The organism is Magnetospirillum sp. UT-4, assembly GCF_902729435.1.
Classification (GTDB): Bacteria; Pseudomonadota; Alphaproteobacteria; order Rhodospirillales; family Magnetospirillaceae; genus Magnetospirillum.
Genome location: NZ_LR746526.1, coordinates 27,462 through 45,910 on the forward strand (window position 1 = coordinate 27,462; position 18,449 = coordinate 45,910).

Consider the following 18,449-nt stretch of genomic DNA (forward strand, 5'->3'; position numbering starts at 1 on the left):
GGGAAGGGGGGGGAATTACCCGTCATCCCCGCGAAGGCGGGGACCCAGGAGTCGCGGACACGGTAGCGGTGCACCCCTGGGTCCCCGCCTGCGCGGGGACGACGGGAAGGGGGGGGAATTACCCGTCATCCCCGCGAAGGCGGGGATCCAGGAGTCGCGGACACGGTGGCGGTGCACCCCTGGGTCCCCGCCTGCGCGGGGACGACGGGAGGGGGGGGGGAATTACCCGTCATCCCCGCGAAGGCGGGGATCCAGGAGTCGCGGACACGGTAGCGGTGCACCCCTGGGTCCCCGCCTGCGCGGGGACGACGGAAGGGGGGGGGATTACCCGTCATCCCCGCGAAAGCGGGAACCCAGGAGTCGCGGACACGGTGGCGGTGCACCCCTGGGTCCCCGCCTGCGCGGGGACGACGGAAGGGGGGGATTACAGTTCCGCGCTCAGGTCGCGCCACGTCGGGTTGGCGGCCTCGATGAGATTGAGCTTCCACGCCCGGCGCCACTTCTTGATCTGCTTCTCGCGCGCTATGGCCGCCTGCATGGTTTCGTGGAACTCCACGTGGACCAGGGTATGGACGCCGTAATCCCTGGTGAAGCCCTCGACGGCGCCGCTGCGATGCTGTTCCACACGCTTGGCCAAGTCCGAGGTGACGCCCACATACAAGGTCCCATTCCTGCCGCTGGCCAGGATGTAGACGCGCGGCCGTTTCATGCCGTCCGTATCACCCCTCGCGCTTCAACACGCAGGTCGCCAGTGGCGGCAGGGTGAGGTTGAGGGAATAGGGGTGGCCGTGCCACGGCACCTCTTCCGCCTGGCGGCCGCCGTCGTTGTGGATGTTGGAGCCGCCGTACCACTCGGAATCGGTGTTCAGGATCTCGCGGTAGAAGCCGGGATGGGGCACGCCGACGCGGTAGCCGTCGCGCACCACCGGGGTGAAGCTGCAGGCGACGACGCAGATGTCTTCCTGGTCCTGGGCCTTGCGCAGGTAGGTCAGCACCGAATTGTCGCGGTCGTTGCAGTCGATCCAGGCGAAGCCGGATGGGTCGCAATCCAGCTGGTAGAGCGCCGGTTCGGTGCGGTAGACGCGGTTGAGGTCGCGCACCAGCCGGCGCACGCCGTCGTGCAGGGGATCGTCGAGCAGGTGCCAGTCCAGCGAGGCATCGTAGTTCCACTCCGCCTCCTGGGCGAACTCGCTGCCCATGAACAGCAGCTTCTTGCCGGGATGGGTCCACATGAAGGCGTAATAGGCGCGCAGGTTGGCGAAGCGCTGCCAGCGGTCGCCCGGCATGCGGCCGAAGATGGAGCCCTTGCCGTGCACCACCTCGTCGTGGGACAGCGGCAGCACGAAGTTCTCGTGGAAGGCATAGAGCAGGCCGAAGGTCAGATCGTCGTGATGGTAGCGGCGGTGGATGGGCTCCTTCGAGATGTAGCGCAGCGTGTCGTGCATCCAGCCCATGTTCCACTTGAAGCCGAAGCCCAGGCCGCCCAGCCAGGTCGGCCGCGACACCATCGGCCACGCGGTGGATTCCTCGGCGATGGTCATGGTGCCGGGATGCTCGGCATAGACCATCTCGTTCATGCGGCGCAGGAAGTCGATGGCCTCGATGTTCTCGTTGCCGCCGTAGCGGTTGGGAATCCACTCGTCGGACTTGCGCGAATAGTCCAGGTACAGCATGGACGCCACCGCATCCACCCGCAGGCCGTCGATGTGGTACTCCTCCATCCAGTACAGCGCGTTGGCGTACAGGAAATTGACCACCTCGGTGCGGCCGTAATTGTAGATGTAGGTGTCCCAGTCCTTGTGCAGGCCCAGGCGCGGGTCCTCGTGCTCGTACAGGTGGGTTCCGTCGAAATAGTGCAGGCCGTGGCCGTCGCGCGGGAAATGGCCTGCGACCCAGTCGATGATGACGCCGACCCCGTTCTGGTGCAGCCGTTCCACCAGGGTGCGGAAGTCCTCGGGCGTGCCGAAGCGCGAGGTGGGCGCGAACAGCCCCACCGGCTGGTAGCCCCACGAGCCGGAGAACGGGTGCTCGTGCACCGGCAGCAGCTCCACATGGGTGAAGCCCATGTCCTTGACGTAGTCGGAGAGCTGGTCGGCCAGTTCCAGGTACGACAGCGGCCGGCCGCCGTCGTCGGGATTGCGCCGCCACGAGGCGAGGTGGACCTCGTAGATGCTGATGGGGGCGTGGCGGTCGTTGCGGGCGGCGCGGCGGTCCATCCACGGGCCGTCGGCCCAGGCGCGGGCGGCCAGGTCCCACACCACCGAGGCGGTCTTCGGCGGCACCTCGGCGAAATGGCCGTAGGGGTCGGCCTTCAGCGGCAGCAGCACGCCGCCCTTGCCGATGACCTCGTACTTGTAATGGGTGCCGTTGGCCAGGCCGGGGATGAAGATCTCCCACACCCCGGCGTTGTGGCGCAGGCGCATGGCGTGGCGGCGCCCGTCCCAGCCGTTGAAGTCGCCCACCACCGAGACCCGCTCGGCATTGGGCGCCCACACCGCGAAATGGACGCCGACGGCGCCGTCGAGGGTGACGCAATGGGCGCCCAGCTTCTCGAAGGTGCGCAGATGGGTGCCTTCCACCAGCAGGTGGATGTCGAGGTCGCCCAGCACCGGCGGATAGCGGTAGGGGTCCTCGACCACCTCGACGCGGCCGTCGCCGTAATCCAGGCGCAGCCGGTATGACCCGGCCAGCGCGTCGTCCACCGCAGCTGCGAACAGGCCCTCGGGATGCACCCGCCCCAGTTCGACCTCAGCGGCGCCGCCGATGGCGAACACCCGGGCGACGTGGGGCTGGAAGGTGCGGATGGTCATGCCGCTCTTGATCCGGTGCGGCCCCAGCACCGCAAAGGGATTGCCGTGGGTGCCGCCGGCGATGGCGGCGGCGTCGGACTTCGGCACGAGGCCGTTGGGGGTGGAGGTCTTGGCCATGGTGCTCCCTCTCGCGACCGGTTCCGGCAACGGACGAAGATCGCCCATCGCCGCCTGGAACGCAAATTACGCTTCGCCCTGTTCCACCTGGGCCAGCAACCCCTTGAGCGGAACCGCCAGCCAGGCCGGCCGGTGCGACGCCTCGTAGATGATTTCGTAGCAGGCTTTCTCCATCTCGAACAGCTCCAGCAGACGCATGGCTGCCAAATTGCCCAGCGGCAGGCCGTCGCCGTCCTCGACCGCCGAGAGGTAACGGTCGAGGAAGGCGTCGCGCACCCTGCGCCGCCACTCCTCGGCCACCGGCTCCAGCCGGGCCGCCGCCTCGGGCCGGGCGGCCTTGATGCGCCCCAGCGCGGTGGCGCGGGCATAGTCGAACGAGCGCAGCATCCCGGCCACGTCCCTGAGCGGCGAATCCTTGGCCCGGCGCGCCTCCAGCGCCGCCGCCGGCTCGCCCTCGAAGTCGATGACGTGGACGTCGTTGCTGGCCACCAGCAGTTGGCCCAGGTGGTAGTCGCCGTGGATGCGGGTCATCAGCCCGAACGGCCCCTCGGGCAGACGCGCGGTGATGGCGTCGCGCAGCCGCCCGGACAGGGCGACCAGACGGCGCGCCTCGTCGGTGTCGGTTCCGGCCGCCACCCGCAGCGCCGTCTCGGCCTGGGCCAGCGCCCGGTCGCGCCAGAACTCCAGGTCCGCCGCCGCCACCGGAACCGCGCCGAAATCGGGGTCGGGGCCGGGATGGGCCAGGGCGCGGTGCATCTCGGCGGTGCGCAGGCCGATGGTGCCGATCAGCGAGAGGAAATCGGCCATCGCCCCCTGCTCGACCCGGGAGGCGAATTCCTCGGGCGGCAGCAGGCTGGCCTCGTCGAGGAAGCGCGACAGCTCGGCCAGGGTCCAGTCCCAGGCGTCGCCCTGGCCGCGCACATAGCCGTGCAGCACCGCCAGCACCGACGAGCCGCCGCCCGGGTCGTTGGTCTCCAGCCAGCCCAGCAGCGGCGGGGTGTTGGCGAAGCGCACCGTCTCGGTCAGGTAGCGCCCCATCTCCACCTCGGGATTGCGCCCGGGGGCAGGCCGGCGCAGCAGCTTCAGCACCATGGTCTCGTCGATGGCCACCGAGGAATTGGACTGCTCGCCGCCAAGGCGGCGGACGGTCGGGACGTCGGGCAACTCGACGGCATCGAGGGCCGAGGTGGCATGCCCGGCGAAGCCGGCGCCCAGTCCGGGCAGCACCGCCCGCCGCCGCATCGCCTCGACCAGGGCGAGAACGAACCCGTCATCGTGGAAGGCGTCGCGCAGCGCCCCCACCCGGGCGCCCCGGCGCAGCCGCGCCAGCACCTCGCCGCCGGCCTGCAGCTCGTCGGCCGCCCCGTTCCACACCGCCGCCAGCGGCACCGCATAGGTGCGCTGGCCGCCATCGCCGCGCCGCGCCGCAACCAGCGCCAGCAGCCAGCGGCCCGTCGGCGTCGCAAGCTCGGCCCAGCGCAGCAGCTCGGCGCCGGCAATGCCGGAATCCTTGTCGGCGCACCAGCGCCGCGACTGGATCCAGGCCGGCAGCACGTCGCGTTCCAGCAGCCGCCGGCCGTTTCCGGCCAGCAGGTCGTCCAGCCCCTGGCGCACCACCAGCGTCACCGGCTCGGCCAGCGGGCCGGGATACTCCACGTGCCAGCGCGGCGGCTCGGCCTCGGCCGACAGCAGGAACCAGTAGAAGCCGTAGCCCGGCAAGGTCAGGAAATAGGGCAGCTCGCCGATGGGCGGGAAGCTGGACTGGCCGCCCAGCTCCACCGGCACCCGCCCCCGCCACGCCGACAGGTCCAATTCCACCCCCTGGGCCGAGCGCGCCAGGTTGCAGACGCACAGCACCGTCTCGTCCTCGTGCTCGCGCAGGTAGGCCAGGATCTTGCGGTTGCTGGGATAGAGGAAGCGCAACGACCCGCGGCCGAAGGCGCGGCGCCCGCGGCGCACCGCGATGATGCGCTTCATCCAGTTCAGCAGCGAGGTGGGCGAGCGCACCTGGGCATCGACGTTGACCGATTCGAAGCCGTAGACCGGGTCCTGGATCGGGGGCAGGTAGAGCATGTGCGGATCGGCGCGCGAGAAGCCGCCGTTGCGGTCCTCGTTCCATTGCATGGGCGTGCGCACGCCGTTGCGGTCGCCGAGGAAGAAGTTGTCGCCCATGCCGATCTCGTCGCCGTAATAGACGATGGGGGTGCCGGGCATGGAAAACAGCAGCGAGTTCAGCAGCTCGATCTTGCGCCGGTCGTTCTCCATCAGCGGGGCAAGGCGGCGGCGGATGCCCTGGTTGATGCGGGCGCGGCGGTCGGCGGCGTAGGTGCTCCACAGGTAGTCGCGCTCGCGGTCGGTGACCATCTCCAGCGTCAGCTCGTCGTGGTTGCGCAGGAAGATGGCCCACTGGCAGTTTTCCGGAATGTCCGGGGTCTGGCGCATGATGTCGGTGACCGGATGGCGGTCCTCGCGGGCGATGGCCATGTACATCCGCGGCATCAGCGGGAAGTGGAAGGCCATGTGGCATTCGTCGCCGTCGCCGAAATAGGGCAGCACGTCCTCGGGCCACTGGTTGGCCTCGGCCAGGAACATGCGCCCGGGATGGCTGCGGTCGAGGGCCTGGCGCAGGTGCTTCAGCACCGCGTGGGTCTCGGGCAGGTTCTCGTTGCTGGTGCCCTCGCGCTCGCACAAGTAAGGCACCGCGTCCAGGCGCATGCCGTCGACGCCCACGTCCAGCCAGTGGCGCATCACCGCCACGATCTCGCGCACCACCCGGGGATTGGCGAAGTTGAGGTCGGGCTGGTGCGAGAAGAAGCGGTGCCAGTAGAAGGCGCGGGCCTCGTCGTCCCAGGCCCAGTTGGAGCGTTCGGTGTCGGTGAAGATGATGCGGGTGCCGCCGAAGCGGGCGTCGCTGTCGCTCCAGACGTAATAGTCGTGCGCCCGTGATCCCGGCCGTGCCCGGCGCGCCCGCTGGAACCACGGGTGCTGGTCCGAGGTGTGATTGACCACCAGCTCGGTGACCACCTTGAGGCCGCGGTCGTGGGCGGCGCGGACGAAGGTCCGGAAGTCCTTGAGCGAGCCGTAGGCGCCGTGGATCGAGCGGTAATCGGCGATGTCGTAGCCGTCGTCCCTCAGCGGCGACGGATAGAACGGCAGCAGCCACAGGGTATCGACGCCCAGGTCGCGGACATAATCCAGCTTGGCGGTCAGCCCGCGGAAATCGCCGACGCCGTCATTGTCGGAATCGAAGAAGGCCTTGACGTGCAGCTGGTAGAAGACGGCGTCCTTGTACCACAGCGGGTCCATGGCGGGCGTTTCCTTCTCAGATGCCCCTCTCCCCTCGCGGGAGAGGGAGGGGCCCATGCCAAGCATGGGAGGGTGAGGGGGAAACGGCGCCGCCCCCTCACCCGGCGCGTTGCGCCACCCTCTCCCGCAAGGGGAGAGGGAACACTCAGAAACACGGGGTCCGGTAGTCCACGCTGCTCCACACCGTGACCCGCCACAGCACCGCCGGGTTGACCTCGGGATCGAGGCGGACGCGCTGGCGCGCCCCGCGCCACAGGTGGCGGGCGCCGGTCAGCAGGTCCTCGACCTCGAAGGTCTCGCCGTCCGGCACCCCCATCTCGGCCAGTGGGAAGGTCAGTTCGGCCGCGCGCAGGTCGAAGGGGTCGAGGGTGACGGCGACGAAGATCATGTTGGAGCGGTCGGGCGTGCTCTTCCCGTAGAACAGCACCGCCTCGTCGTCGGACGGATGGAAGCGCAGGTTCTCGAATTCGTGCAGGGCCGGGTTGGCGCGGCGGATGGCGTTGAGGCGGGCGACGTCGTCCTTGATGTGGCCGGGCCGGCTCCAGTCCCAGACCTTGTACTGGTACTTCTCGGAATGCAGGTATTCCTCGCGCCCCGGAATGGCCGCCGCCTCGCACAGCTCGTAGCCGTTGTAGATGCCGTAGAGCGAGGACAGCGTCGCCGCCAGCACCAGCCGGATGCGGAACGCCGCCCGGCCGCCGCTCTGCAGGTAGGGCGGCAGGATGTCGGGGGTGGTCGGCCAGAAATGCGGCCGCATGTAGTCGCGCGATTCGCCCTGGGCCAGCTCGGTCAGGTAGTCGGTCAGCTCGCCCTTGAAGTTGCGCCAGGTGAAATAGGTGTAGGACTGGCTGAAGCCGGCCTTGGCCAAGGCGCGCATCATCTTGGGACGGGTGAAGGCCTCGGCCAGGAACAGCACGTCGGGATGGTCGCGGTGCACCGTGCGGATCAGCCATTCCCAGAACGGCACCGGCTTGGTGTGGGGATTGTCGACGCGGAAGATCCGCACCCCCTCGCCCACCCAGAACAGCACCACCTCGCGCAGCGCCAGCCACAATTCGGCGGCGTGGGGGCCGTGGAAGTTCAGATTGACGATGTCCTGGTACTTCTTGGGCGGGTTCTCGGCGTGGCGGATGGTGCCGTCGGGCCGCCACAGGAACCAGTCCGGATGCTCGGTCACCCAGGGATGGTCGGGGGCGCACTGGACGGCGAAGTCCAGCGCCACCTCCAGGTCGTGGCGCTTCGCCGCGGCGACGAAGCGGCGGAAATCGTCGAGGGTGCCGAGGGCGGGATGGATGGCGGTGTGGCCGCCCTCGACACTGCCGATGGCATAGGGCGAGCCGGGATCGCCCTCGGCCGCGTTCAGGGTGTTGTCGGGACCCTTGCGGTGGACGCGGCCGATGGGGTGGATGGGCAGCAGGTAGACCACGTCGAAGCCCATGCGCGCGATCTCGGGCAGGCGCCGCTCGCAATCCTTGAAACTGGCCGAGCGCCCGGGCTGCGAGCCCTGGCTGCGGGCCATGATCTCGTACCAGGCCGAAAAGCGGGCGGCGACGCGGTCGATGGCCACCGCATAGGCCCGGTGGTGGCGGGCCAGCCTGGAGCGGTCCGGCCAGCGCGCCATCACGGCACGCACCAGGCCCGACACCATGCGGTCGGCCTTCTCCTCGGCATCGGTGACCGCGTCCAGGGCGGCCAGGGCGCGCTCCAGGCGGTCGTGGTCATCGTCCTGGGCGCGGGCCAGCGCCTCCTCCAGCAGCCGGCGCCCCTCCTCCAGCTCGACCGCCACCGGCTGGCCGGCGCCGCGCCGCTTGCCCAAATCGTCGCGCCAGCTCTCATAGGCATCGACCCAGGCCTCGACGGTGAACTCCGCCCGGCCCATGCGCTCCAGCCGCACCCGGCCGATCCAGCGGTCGTTGTCCTGGTGAACCATGGGCTCGCTTTGCCACGCCGCCTCGCCGACGTGGCGCCACAGCACCCGCGCCGCCAGCCGGTCGTGGCCGTCCTTGAGGATGTCGGCGGTGACCTCCAGGGTGTCGCCGACCTCGCGCTTCACCGGCCAGCGGCCGCAATCCAGGGTGGGGGCGACGTCGAGGATGAGGATGCCGGATTGCGCCGCCGCCTCCCCCGGCGAGCGGCCCGCCCCGCCACCCTTGCTGCGGAACATCCGCAGCGCCAGCGGCGCCAGCTCCAGGCGGCCGGGCACCGGGTTGGCATCCACCTCGGGGGTGCACTCCTCCAGCCCGGCCGGGTCGCATCCCTGCTCGGCCAGGAGGCGCCCCAGCGATACCGCCGCCGGGTCGCTCCAGTCGGTGTTCATGACCAGCACCGCTGCATCGCCGTCACCGACGCCCCGGCGCAGCAGCACCACCACCGGATCGTCGGGCGGGGTCAGGCGAATCTGCGGCCCCTCGGCGCCCAGGGCCGGCGTCGTCGCCTTGACCCGGTTGAGGGCGGCGATGAAGCCGGACAGGTCGAAGGCCCGGGGCTCGCGCGGCTCGGGCCGGGAGGCGACCACGTCGAGGCGCCGCCGCCAGCCCCATTCGTAGCCGATGGGCATCATCCAGCCGGCCGAGAAGAAGGCGGCGAAGGCGGCCATCAGGCGGTACCAGGCCTGGGTGTCGCCCCGGCCCTCGACCTCGGCCGCCAGCCGCTCGGTGTCGTGGCTTTCGGGGAAGGCGATGGAGGGGGCGATGGCGCGCAGGGTGTCGTACTGCTCGAGCAGCCACGGCTGGTGGAAGTCCCACCACTTGGCCGAGTTGAACAGGCTGTCGAAGCCCGCCTCGGCCAGGGCCTGGATCTGCGCCGGGGTGCAGCCCAGGGTCTCGGCGGCGAAGTGGGCGGCGGGGAATTCGGCCCGCACCCCGGCGATGATGACCCGCCACACCTCGGCCGGCACCTGGTAGGCGGCGTCGCAGCGGAAGCCGGCAAAGCCCATGCGGGCATGGCGCAACGCCAGGTCGCGCCAGTATTCGGCAAGGCCGGCCCGCGCCCCGGCATCCTGGTAATCCAACGCCGCCAGGTCGCCCCATTCGGTCACCACCTGGGGGTCGACCGGGTCCACCGCCACCGGCGAGACCAGCGCGCCGTCCGGGTCGCGGACGAACCATTCGGGATGGCGCGACACCAGCAGCGCATCCTTGGAGACGTGGTTGACCACCAGGTCCATCATCACCCTGAGGCCATGCCCGGAAGCCGCCGCGGTGAAGGCGGACAACTGCCCGGCCGGCTCGCCGCCCGAGTCGAACAGCGGATGCAGGGAATGGTGGTCCTTGACCGCATACAGGCTGCCCGAGAAGCCGGGCAGGTGGAACGGGTTGAGGTAGACCCAGTCGAAGCCCAGGACGCGGATGCGCGCCAGCTCGCCGGTCCAGTCGGCGATGGTGCCGACGACCAGGGGGAACAGGTTGTAGATGCGCGGACCTTCGGACAAGGTTCGGGACCTCTCGCAAGGGCTCTGGTGGCAAGGAGGCTGGGTGGCACCTCACCCCATCTTTCGCCGCGAAGGGCGCGGTTCAACTCTCCGAAAGCGGCGCGCGCATGCGGCGCTTTCCATGACAATTCGCTTTTCGGAAAGCCCCCACTTCTGCTACAAGTTTGCGCTGAGGGGGCCGGCCGCTCGGCCGGCATTGAATTCAAGGAGCGTGTCTGATGGGCGTCCTTCCTAAGGTTCTCGGCCTGACCGTGGCCGGTGTGCTGGTGATCGCGCTGTACCTGTCGACCTCGGTGGTCGGCGCTTTGATGGGTGCCGCCGATGCCCCGAACCCGGCCAATCCGCTGGGCTTCATGATCTATCTCGGCCTGCTGCTGACCGCCGTCTTCCTGGGCGGCGTCATGTACCTGGCGTCCACCGGCGGCGACACCGACTAGTCTCGGACCGCACCGGAAGCGTTCACGCCCCGGCCGGGCAACCGGCCGGGGCGTTCGCGTTTTCCCTTGGGGGTTACTCCCGCCGGGCACAATGCCTCGCTTGTGCCGCCGCACTCCCCCGTCTCGGCTAAAGACCGGAGCGGCCCCTGGCGGTAGAGTGCGCCCCGTTCCGGCCGGACTCGGCGACCGGAAATGCCCGCGGGCATTTGCCGAACCGTTCGGGGGCAATCACCAGAGGGAATGGCACATGGCTTCCAAAAAGGACGAACGGGAAAGTGCGTCGGCCGATGGCAACGGCGCCGAGCAGCTGGCCGAAACCGGACGCCAGTCCGCCGAGCGGGCGCGGCGTTCGGCCGAAGCGGCGACCGAAGCCGCCGCACGGACATCCGAGCGCGGCTTCTCGCAGGTGGCCGACATCGGCCGGCGCCAGGCCGATCAGGTGCGCTCGCTGATGGGGAACTCGGCCCGGGTCTATTCCGACGTCGGCAACGTGTCGCGCGACGACGTGGACGCCCTGGTCCAGAGCGGCGCCCGCCTGGCCAAGGGCATGCAGGAGGTAAGCTGGGAGGTGGTGAAGTACACCCAGCAATCCATGCAGATGGGCATGAAGGCGGCCAACGAGATCATGACCTGCCGCACCGTCGACGATCTGCTCAACGTGCAGCGCAACTTCATGCGCCAGAGCGTGGACAACTTCCTGCAGGAAAGCGCCCGCCTGCTCGAGATTTCGAGCGACGTCGCCTCCGAGGCGGTCAATCCCCTGAGCGACCGCATCGGCGAGGGCACCCGGCAGTAGGGTCGGGGGCCGCTCCCTCCCCCTGGTGGGGAGGGCCGGGGTGGGGGGCTGTTGCCGCCTGGGTCTGCGGCAGCCAACCCCACCCCCGACCCCTCCCCATGACAGGGGAGGGGCGCAATCGGTTCAACACACCTTGTAGTCCTGCAGCACCTGGTTCTGCACGGTGGACGCCTGCTCGGCGAAGGCACCCCAGCCGCCCTTGGTGATGGCGTCCAGCATCTTGTCGACGTTGCGGCAATAGGCGGCGCTCAGGGGGTAATGGCGGTGGTAGGTGACCAGGCGGCCGTCGAAATAGGTCATCACCTTGAGCGCGTCGGCCTTGAACTCGCGCTGGAAGACCTTGATCCGCCGTTCGGTCTGCTTCTTCAGCCGGGCGCCGTTCTTGGCATCGAAATCGGTCCACTTCTTGGCGGTGCCGGGCTGGTAATCCTCGCACCGGCCGCCGGCCTCGCGCAGGAAGATGCCGTGGCGGATGATCTGCTCCACCACCACCTCGTCCTGCTGCAGGCAGCGCGAGAACTTCGCCTGGGCGAGCGCCGGCGGCGCCACGGCGCTCAGCAGGAGAAGGAGGAGGAAGGCGGCGCGGACCGGATGAGGCATTGGACCACCATGAGGGTTGGGTCGCGCCCATTATGGGCACCCGTCCTCGCCAAGGGAACCGGGAACCTTCCCCGGCGGAACGCGTTCCCCTAGGGCAGTGCACATATCCCCCAGACTGGAGGACCACGAATGCTGAACCGGATACTCGCCGTGACCGCGCTCGGGCTGGCCGTCGGGCTGGCCGCTTGCGATCAGGCCGGGCAGGAGCAGGCCGAGCAGCCCCAGGGCGGCCAGACGCAGCAGCAGGGCGCCGAGCCCGTGACGCCGCCGCCGCCGCAGCAGGGCATGACCCCGCCGCCCGCCGAGGCGCCGCCGCCCGCCGACCAGCAGACCCCGCAGCAGGCCCCGCCGCCGCCGGCCGGCGGCGGCACCAGCCAATAAGGCTATCGCCCAGGGGCGGCGGCGTGGGCCGCGCCGCTCCGCCGCCGCACCCGGTCGAGCACGCGGAAGCCCAGCAGGACCGCCAGGATGGCGCCGTACAGCATGGGCTCGCGGATGTCGGCCTTCACCATCATCCAGTAATGGGCCACCCCCAGCATTCCGATGGGGTAGACCAGCATGTGCAGCCGCCGCCAGCGCCGGCCACCCAGGCGGCGGATCATGGCGTTGGTGGAGGTCACCGCCAGCGGCACCAGCAGCAGGAAGGCCAGCATTCCCAGGGTGATGTAGTTGCGCTTGACGATGTCCTTGGCCAGCGCCGACCAGTCGAAGAACAGGTCGATGCCCACATAGGACGCCAGGTGCAGGCAGACGTAGAAGAAGGCGTAAAGCCCCAGCATGCGCCGCAGCCGCATCACCGCCGCCCACCCCGTCACCTTGCGCACCGGCGTCACCGCCAGGGCGATCAGCAGGAATCGCAACGCCCAGTCGCCCAGGTACCGGTTGAGGGTTTCGACCGGGTTGACCCCGAGATCGCCGCTCCACGCCCGCCACGCCAGCCACGCCAGCGGCAGCAGGCAGAGGAGGAAGACCGCCGGCTTGAGCCGCCGTTCCATCAGAAATTCTTCCGCAAATCCATGCCGGCATAGAGCGACCCCACCTGGTCGCCGTAGCCGTTGAACATCAGGGTGTCGCGGCGGCGGAACTCGCCGATGCGGCGCTCGCTGGCCTGGCTCCAGCGCGGGTGGTCGACCTCGGGATTGACGTTGGAATAGAAGCCGTATTCGCGCCCATTGGCCTTCTCCCAGCTGATCCTGGGCTGGGTCTCGACGAAGCGGATGCGGACGATGGACTTGATGGACTTGAAGCCGTATTTCCACGGCACCACCAGCCGCAGCGGCGCGCCGTTCTGGGGCAGCAGCTCCTCGCCGTAAAGGCCGGTGGCCAGCAGGGTGAGCGGGTGCATGGCCTCGTCCATCCTGAGGCCCTCCACATAGGGCCAGTCGAGCACGCGGGACTTGATCCACGGCATCTGCACCGGATCGGCCAGGGTGGCGAACTCGACGAATTTCGCCTTCGATGTGGGCTCGAAGCGCTTCAGCACCTCGGCCAGCGAGACGCCGATCCACGGGATGACCATGGACCAGCCCTCGACGCAGCGCATGCGGTAGATGCGCTCCTCCAGCCGGTGCGGCTTGACCAGGTCCTCGAGGGCGATTGTGCCGGGCCGGGCGCATTCGCCCTCCACCGCCACCGACCACGGCCGCAGCTTCAGCTTGCCCGGCGCGTTCTTCGCCGGGTCCTCCTTGTCGGTGCCGTATTCGTAGAAATTGTTGTAGGTGGTGATCGCCTCCTTGCTGGTCGGCTTGTCGTCGAGGACGACGACGCCCTTGGCATAGCTGGCGATGGGGCCGGCCTGGGCCTGCCCGGCCCCCATCAGCGCCGCCCCGGCGCCGAGAGCCAGGAACCGGCGGCGATCAAGGTAGAGGCGGCGGTCGGTGACCTCGGACTCGCGCAGATCGGGGGTGTGGCGGATCAGCATCGGACCGGACCTCCTGTGTCATCCCTGACAAGACCTTTCGGCCCCCGGGCGGAAAAGGTTACAGCGGCCGTGCCGCCTCACCCGTTGACATCGACCACCACCCGTCCGCGCACCTCGCCCTTGAGGATGCGCCCGGCCAGGTCGGGCAGGTCGGCCAGGGTCGCCCCGGTGGTCATGGAGTCCAGCAGGTCGGCCGGCATCTCGGCGGCCAGCCGCTCCCACGCCTGGACGCGGCGCGCATTGGCGCATTGCGCCGAATCGATGCCGAGCAGGTTGATGCCGCGCAGCAGGAAGGGCAGCACCGTGGTCGCAAGATCGATGCCGCCGGCATTGCCGCAGGCGGCCACCGCGCCGTGCAGCCGGATGGCGGCCAGCACCGCCGCCAGGGTCGGGCCGCCGACGCTGTCGACGCAGGCCGACCAGCGCTCGGGCAGCATGGGCTTGGCGGCGCCGCCGGCCAGTTCGGCACGTTCCACCAGCACCGAGGCCCCCAGCGAACGCAGGTAGTCGTGCTGCTCCGGCCGCCCGGTGGCGGCGGCGACGCGGTAGCCGCGGCGGGCCAGCAGCACGGTGGCGACCGAACCGAGGCCGCCGGCGGCGCCGGTGACCAGCACCTCGCCGGCGGTGGCGGGATCGAGGCCGTGCTCCTCCAGCGCCATCACCGCCAGCATGGCGGTGAAGCCGGCGGTGCCCAGCGCCATGGCCTGGCGGGTCGAGAGCCCGGCCGGCAGCGGCACCAGCCACTCGCCCTTGACCCGGGCCTTCTGGGCATAGCCGCCCCACCACACCTCGCCCACCCGCCAGCCGGTCAGGATGACCTTGTCGCCCGGCCTCCAGGCGGCATTGTCCGAGGCCTCGACGGTGCCGGCGAAGTCGATGCCGGGGATGTGGGGATACTGCCGGACCAGGCGGCCCAGCCCGTTCAGGATCATCCCGTCCTTGTAGTTCAGCGTCGAATAATCGACGCGCACGGTGACGTCGCCGGCCGGCAGCCGCTCCTCGCCGACGCGTTGGAGGGACGGGGTGACCTTGCCGCCGGCCTCGTCGAGGACCAGCGCGGAGAATTCGGACATGGACTGCCTCCTGGGATTCGGACGGTCCGACTGTATGTGCGGACGTTCCTCCCGTCGAGCAAGCCTTTCGGCGGCTACTGCGCCGCCACGGGAACCAGGATGAGGCGCCCGATGAGTGCCGCCTTGGTGGAGGCATGCTGGATATCGTAGCCGACGATCTGTCCATCCGCGCCGTAATCGGCCATCACGTCGGGCTCGATCTCGACCGTGCGCTTCGACGGCATCGGACGGACCTCGATATACAGGCTGTCGGTGCTTGTATCGTAGCTCGTCTTCATGGGCGGTAGCCTTCATCCGGGAAGGCGTTATGGACGGCTTCTCCGTCCGACAATAGCACGACTCGCAGGAAGCATCCGAGCGTTTCAGAATGGCCATAGAGCCGAATGCGTCCGTCGGATTGCACCTGACGTGCGTCCGGTGTGGCCATGATCCGGCGGATTTCAATGGGATCCAGATCGGGACGTCTCGGCATCACGTCGAAGGCGAAGTACCGGGTTCTCCAGAATGGCGGCGGCGGCAGCCGTTCAGGATCTCCCGGCATCCGTCGTCACACCCGCTCGCTCAGCCAGATGGCCAGGCGGCAGCCGGTCTTGATGGCGGTGGAGAGGACCGGATAGAACGGGGCCTTCTCGGCCTCGTTGGCCAGCCCGATGTCGCGGTGTTCCAGCTCTTCGGCGCGGAAGGTCTCGATGGTGGCCTTCAGCGCCGCCTCGTCGTCGCCGAGGGCCTCGGCCTGGGCGGCGTAGTGCTCGTCGATGGCCTCCTCGACCGCCACCGTGCAGGCCATGGCGGCGCGCTCGCCCAGCAGGGCGGTGCCGGCGCCCAGGGCGAAGCCGGCCACGTGCCACAGCGGCGACAGCAGGGTCGGACGCACCTGGCGCTCCGAGATCTGGCGGTCGAAGGTCTCCAGGTGGTGGCGTTCCTGCTCGGCCATCTTGGCCAGCAGCGGGCCGTGGCGGCCCTTGCCCAGCACCGCCCTCTGCCCCTGGTAGATGCGCACCGCCCCCAGCTCGCCGGCCTGATCGACGCGCAGGAAGCGGGCCACCAATTCGTCCTTGGCGGGGTCGTTGGGGATGCGGTCGGCGGCGGTCATCCTGGTCATCTCAGCTCTCCCTGCGGCGCGCGGCGGCCAGGGTGGCGAGGCCGAGGACGCCGGAAAACACCACGTTGAGCCCGGCCATGGTGATGCCGTGCCACGCCCAGGCGGGCTCGTCGCAGCGCACCTCCACCGGCCGGCTCATGGCGGCGGCGAGGTCGTCCACCGCCACCGAGCCGCCGCCGCCGGCGCAGGACGAGGCCCACCATTTCTGCTCCACCCCCACATGGTAGACGGCGATGCCGGCATTGACCAGCAGCGCCAGCCCGGCCAGGGCGACCAGAAGCCGCCGCGCCCCGGCGCCGAATCTGGGCAGCAGCGCCAGCGCCGCCAGCCCGCCGGCCAGCGCGAAGGGGACGCGCTGGGTCAGGCACAGCTCGCAGGGGCGCAGCCCGAACCCGTACTGGGCGGTGTAGGCGGCGGCCAGGGCAAGGCCACAGGCGGCCAGCACCAGCAGCGCGACGAGACGGTGGGACACGGCGGACATCATGGCCGCCACCCTAGCACCGCCGCCGCGGCTTGACCAAGGCCCGGCTTGACCACGGCGCACCGTTCGTGTCATTCGCTGGGCATGGCCGATTCCCCCCTCGATCCCATCCGCACCGGCGGCAAGGCCGCCCTGGCCCGGGCTCTGGCCCGGCTGGAGAGCGCCCCCGATTGCGCCGACACGGTGGCGCTGCTGGACGCCGCCTACGCCGCCCCGGCGGCCCATGTGGTCGGCATGACCGGGCCGCCAGGGGTGGGCAAGTCGACGCTGATGAACGCGCTGATCTCGGGCTGGCGCGCACAGGGCCGCACGGTGGCCTGCATCGCCGTCGATCCGTCGTCGCGGCGGTCCAAGGGCGCGCTGCTGGGCGACCGCACCCGCCTGTCCACCGACCCCGAGGACCAGGGGGTGTTCGTCCGCTCCATGGCGGCGCGCGACCGCTTAGGGGGGCTGGCGGCGCTGACGGTGTCGGCCATGGTGCTGATGCGCGCCCTCTACGACGTGGTGCTGATCGAGACGGTGGGGGTGGGCCAGAGCGAGACCGACGTGGTCGGCGTCGCCGACACCGTGCTGTTCTGCGTCCAGCCCGGCTCGGGCGATTCGCTGCAGTTCATGAAGGCCGGCATCGCCGAAATCCCGCACGTGGTGGTGGTGACCAAGGCCGACATGGAACAGGCGGCGCGCCGCGCCCGGGCCGACGTGCTGGGGGCGCTGTCCCTGGGCGGGGCCGGCGATGGCGGCGACGGCTGGACGGTGCCGGTGCTGATGGTGTCGTCGCAGCGGCGCGAGGGGGTGGCCGAGCTGATGGCTGCCATCGACGCCCATGCCGCCCACCTGGCCGTTTCCGGGCGTCTGGCGGCCGGCCGTCACGCCCAGGCCGAACTCTGGCTGGAGGACGCGGTGCGCGAGCGCTGGGGCCGCGACGGGGTGGCACGGGCGGGCACGCTGTCCCTGATTCCCGGCCAGTCGCCGTTCCGCCGGCTGGCCGAATTGACCGAGTCGCTGGCCGCCCCTGTGCGCAATCGCCAGAACATTTGACAACGGTCCCGGTTGGGTCGAACCTATCGGAAGTTGTCGGGGGATACGAGGTGACGGCTTCCGTCATGGGCCGCCAAGGGAGTGCTGTTGTGGAGCATGAGTTTCTTGAACTCGTGTCGTCCCTCGTGTGCCTGATCGAGGATGGACGCCTCGTCTTCCTGAACCGGGCCGGTGTGCGCATGCTGGGCCTGGGCTCGGCCGCCGAGGCAACCGGCGCCACCTTCGAGAACTACGTCGTCGATGATTACCGCTTCCTGATGGAGGCCGGCTGGGACCTGCTGGCGGAAGAGGAATTCCTGCCGCTCAAGCTGCTGCGCGTCGACGGCTCGGTGTTCGAGGCGGAACTGCGGGTCCGCCAGGCCGGCGCCGGATCGAACCGCTTCCTCATCGAGGCCCGCGACATCTCGAAGTTCGTCCGCTCGGCCGAGGCCCTGCGCGAGCGGGAAGAGCGGCTGCAGGGCGTGCTGTCGTCGGTGGCCGAAGGCATCATCACCATCAACGACAGCGGGCGCATCGAATCCGCCAACCCGGCGGCCGAGGCCATGTTCGGCTACGGGCGCGGGCAACTGGCCGGCCGCGACATGCTGGACCTGATGCCGGCGGGCGCCCGCGACCGCCACATGCGCTTCTTCGACGCCTACATGTCGGGCCTGTTCCCCACCCTGATGGGCCGCCAGGTGGAAGGCCTGGGACAGCGCCAGGGCGGCGAGGCCTTTCCCATGGAAATCTCGGTCAGCGAACTGCGCCACGGCCGCCACCGCCTGTTCACCGCCATCCTGCGCGACATTTCCGAGCGCAAGGAGAACGAGGAGCGCATCAAGCGCCTGGCCCATCACGATTCGCTGACCGGGCTGCCCAACCGCAACCTGCTGACCGACCGCATGGACCACGCGGTGGCGCGCATCCGCCGCCACGGCGGCCGCATGGCGGTGCTGTACGTCGACTTGGACAAGTTCAAGCCGATCAACGACACCCTGGGGCACGAGGCCGGCGATTCGGTGCTGTGCGAGGTGGCGGTGCGGCTGCGGGGATGCGTGCGGTCGACCGATACGGTGGCCCGCGTCGGCGGCGACGAGTTCGTGGTGGCCATCGAGGAGATCACCCGGCCCGACGAGGCCGCCCGCGTCGCCCGCAAGATCATCAAGACGCTGGAGGCCCCCATCGACTACCGCGGCACCCCGTGCCGGGTCGGCGCCTCCATCGGCGTCGCCGTCTTCCCCGATGACGGCGCCACCCTCGAGGACGTCTGCAAGGCCGCCGACGTCGCCATGTACCGGGTCAAGCATTCCGGCCGCAACGGCTTCCGCTTCTTCGCCGAGACCGCAGACGAAACGTAGG

16 protein-coding genes are annotated in these 18,449 nt (G+C 69.8%); 5 read left to right on the forward strand and 11 right to left on the reverse strand.

Going from position 1 to position 18,449, the window contains the following annotated elements; genetic code table 11:
- Positions 1–424: 424 nt before the first annotated feature.
- The 4 genes from MTBUT4_RS18595 to MTBUT4_RS18610 form a co-directional block, all read right to left on the reverse strand.
- Positions 425–709: a GIY-YIG nuclease family protein gene (locus MTBUT4_RS18595; protein ID WP_173981208.1), complete on the reverse strand. Its 285-nt coding sequence runs from the start codon at positions 707–709 to the stop codon at positions 425–427.
- A gap of 10 nt (positions 710–719) precedes the next feature.
- Positions 720–2,927 (reverse strand): 1,4-alpha-glucan branching protein GlgB, encoded by a 2,208-nt coding sequence (gene glgB, locus MTBUT4_RS18600; protein WP_173981209.1) that lies wholly within the window; start codon positions 2,925–2,927, stop codon positions 720–722.
- Positions 2,928–2,993: 66 nt separating this feature from the next.
- Positions 2,994–6,233, reverse strand: coding sequence for a maltose alpha-D-glucosyltransferase (gene treS / locus MTBUT4_RS18605; RefSeq protein WP_173981210.1), 3,240 nt, complete (start codon positions 6,231–6,233; stop codon positions 2,994–2,996).
- 145 nt (positions 6,234–6,378) lie between these two features.
- Complete coding sequence (locus tag MTBUT4_RS18610; protein WP_173981211.1) at positions 6,379–9,663, reverse strand: maltotransferase domain-containing protein; 3,285 nt, start codon at positions 9,661–9,663, stop codon at positions 6,379–6,381.
- Positions 9,664–9,881: 218 nt separating this feature from the next.
- On the opposite strand from MTBUT4_RS18610, the gene MTBUT4_RS18615 reads away from it, so the two are divergent.
- Positions 9,882–10,100, forward strand: a complete 219-nt coding sequence (locus MTBUT4_RS18615; RefSeq protein WP_173981212.1) for a hypothetical protein — start codon at positions 9,882–9,884, stop codon at positions 10,098–10,100.
- A gap of 247 nt (positions 10,101–10,347) precedes the next feature.
- A complete protein-coding gene (locus tag MTBUT4_RS18620) occupies positions 10,348–10,896 on the forward strand; it encodes a phasin family protein (protein WP_173981213.1) in 549 nt (182 codons plus the stop codon).
- 123 nt (positions 10,897–11,019) lie between these two features.
- Here the strand turns inward: MTBUT4_RS18620 and MTBUT4_RS18625 are convergent, their stop codons facing one another.
- Positions 11,020–11,496: a hypothetical protein gene (locus MTBUT4_RS18625; protein WP_173981214.1), complete on the reverse strand. Its 477-nt coding sequence runs from the start codon at positions 11,494–11,496 to the stop codon at positions 11,020–11,022.
- A 129-nt stretch (positions 11,497–11,625) separates the two neighbouring features.
- Between MTBUT4_RS18625 and MTBUT4_RS18630 the strand changes: the two genes are divergently transcribed.
- Positions 11,626–11,877, forward strand: coding sequence for a hypothetical protein (locus MTBUT4_RS18630; RefSeq protein ID WP_173981215.1), 252 nt, complete (start codon positions 11,626–11,628; stop codon positions 11,875–11,877).
- A 2-nt stretch (positions 11,878–11,879) separates the two neighbouring features.
- Here the strand turns inward: MTBUT4_RS18630 and MTBUT4_RS18635 are convergent, their stop codons facing one another.
- The 6 genes from MTBUT4_RS18635 to MTBUT4_RS18660 all read right to left on the reverse strand — a co-directional run bounded on the left by MTBUT4_RS18635 (position 11,880) and on the right by MTBUT4_RS18660 (position 16,064).
- Entirely contained in the window at positions 11,880–12,491 is a 612-nt protein-coding gene (locus MTBUT4_RS18635) for a sulfite oxidase heme-binding subunit YedZ (RefSeq protein ID WP_173981216.1), read from the reverse strand.
- Complete coding sequence (gene msrP / locus MTBUT4_RS18640; RefSeq protein WP_173981217.1) at positions 12,491–13,417, reverse strand: protein-methionine-sulfoxide reductase catalytic subunit MsrP; 927 nt, start codon at positions 13,415–13,417, stop codon at positions 12,491–12,493. Before msrP ends, MTBUT4_RS18635 begins: the two co-directional genes overlap by 1 nt.
- Positions 13,418–13,494: 77 nt before the next feature.
- Positions 13,495–14,490 (reverse strand): MDR family oxidoreductase, encoded by a 996-nt coding sequence (locus tag MTBUT4_RS18645; protein ID WP_173981218.1) that lies wholly within the window; start codon positions 14,488–14,490, stop codon positions 13,495–13,497.
- 74 nt (positions 14,491–14,564) lie between these two features.
- Complete coding sequence (locus tag MTBUT4_RS18650) at positions 14,565–14,768, reverse strand: DUF2283 domain-containing protein (RefSeq protein ID WP_173981219.1); 204 nt, start codon at positions 14,766–14,768, stop codon at positions 14,565–14,567.
- Between the two features lie 269 nt (positions 14,769–15,037).
- The gene (locus MTBUT4_RS18655; protein ID WP_173981220.1) at positions 15,038–15,592 is read right to left on the reverse strand and encodes a demethoxyubiquinone hydroxylase family protein; all 555 of its coding nucleotides are present in this window, start codon (positions 15,590–15,592) and stop codon (positions 15,038–15,040) included.
- Between the two features lies 1 nt (position 15,593).
- A complete protein-coding gene (locus tag MTBUT4_RS18660; protein WP_371738141.1) occupies positions 15,594–16,064 on the reverse strand; it encodes a disulfide bond formation protein B in 471 nt (156 codons plus the stop codon).
- 93 nt (positions 16,065–16,157) lie between these two features.
- Here MTBUT4_RS18660 and MTBUT4_RS18665 point away from each other — a divergent pair, with 93 nt between their 5' ends.
- Together MTBUT4_RS18665 and MTBUT4_RS18670 are read left to right on the forward strand one after the other, a co-directional pair.
- Positions 16,158–17,111, forward strand: a complete 954-nt coding sequence (locus tag MTBUT4_RS18665; protein WP_173981222.1) for an ArgK/MeaB family GTPase — start codon at positions 16,158–16,160, stop codon at positions 17,109–17,111.
- Positions 17,112–17,224: 113 nt separating this feature from the next.
- Entirely contained in the window at positions 17,225–18,448 is a 1,224-nt protein-coding gene (locus MTBUT4_RS18670) for a diguanylate cyclase domain-containing protein (RefSeq protein WP_254434933.1), read from the forward strand.
- Position 18,449: the final 1 nt, after the last annotated feature.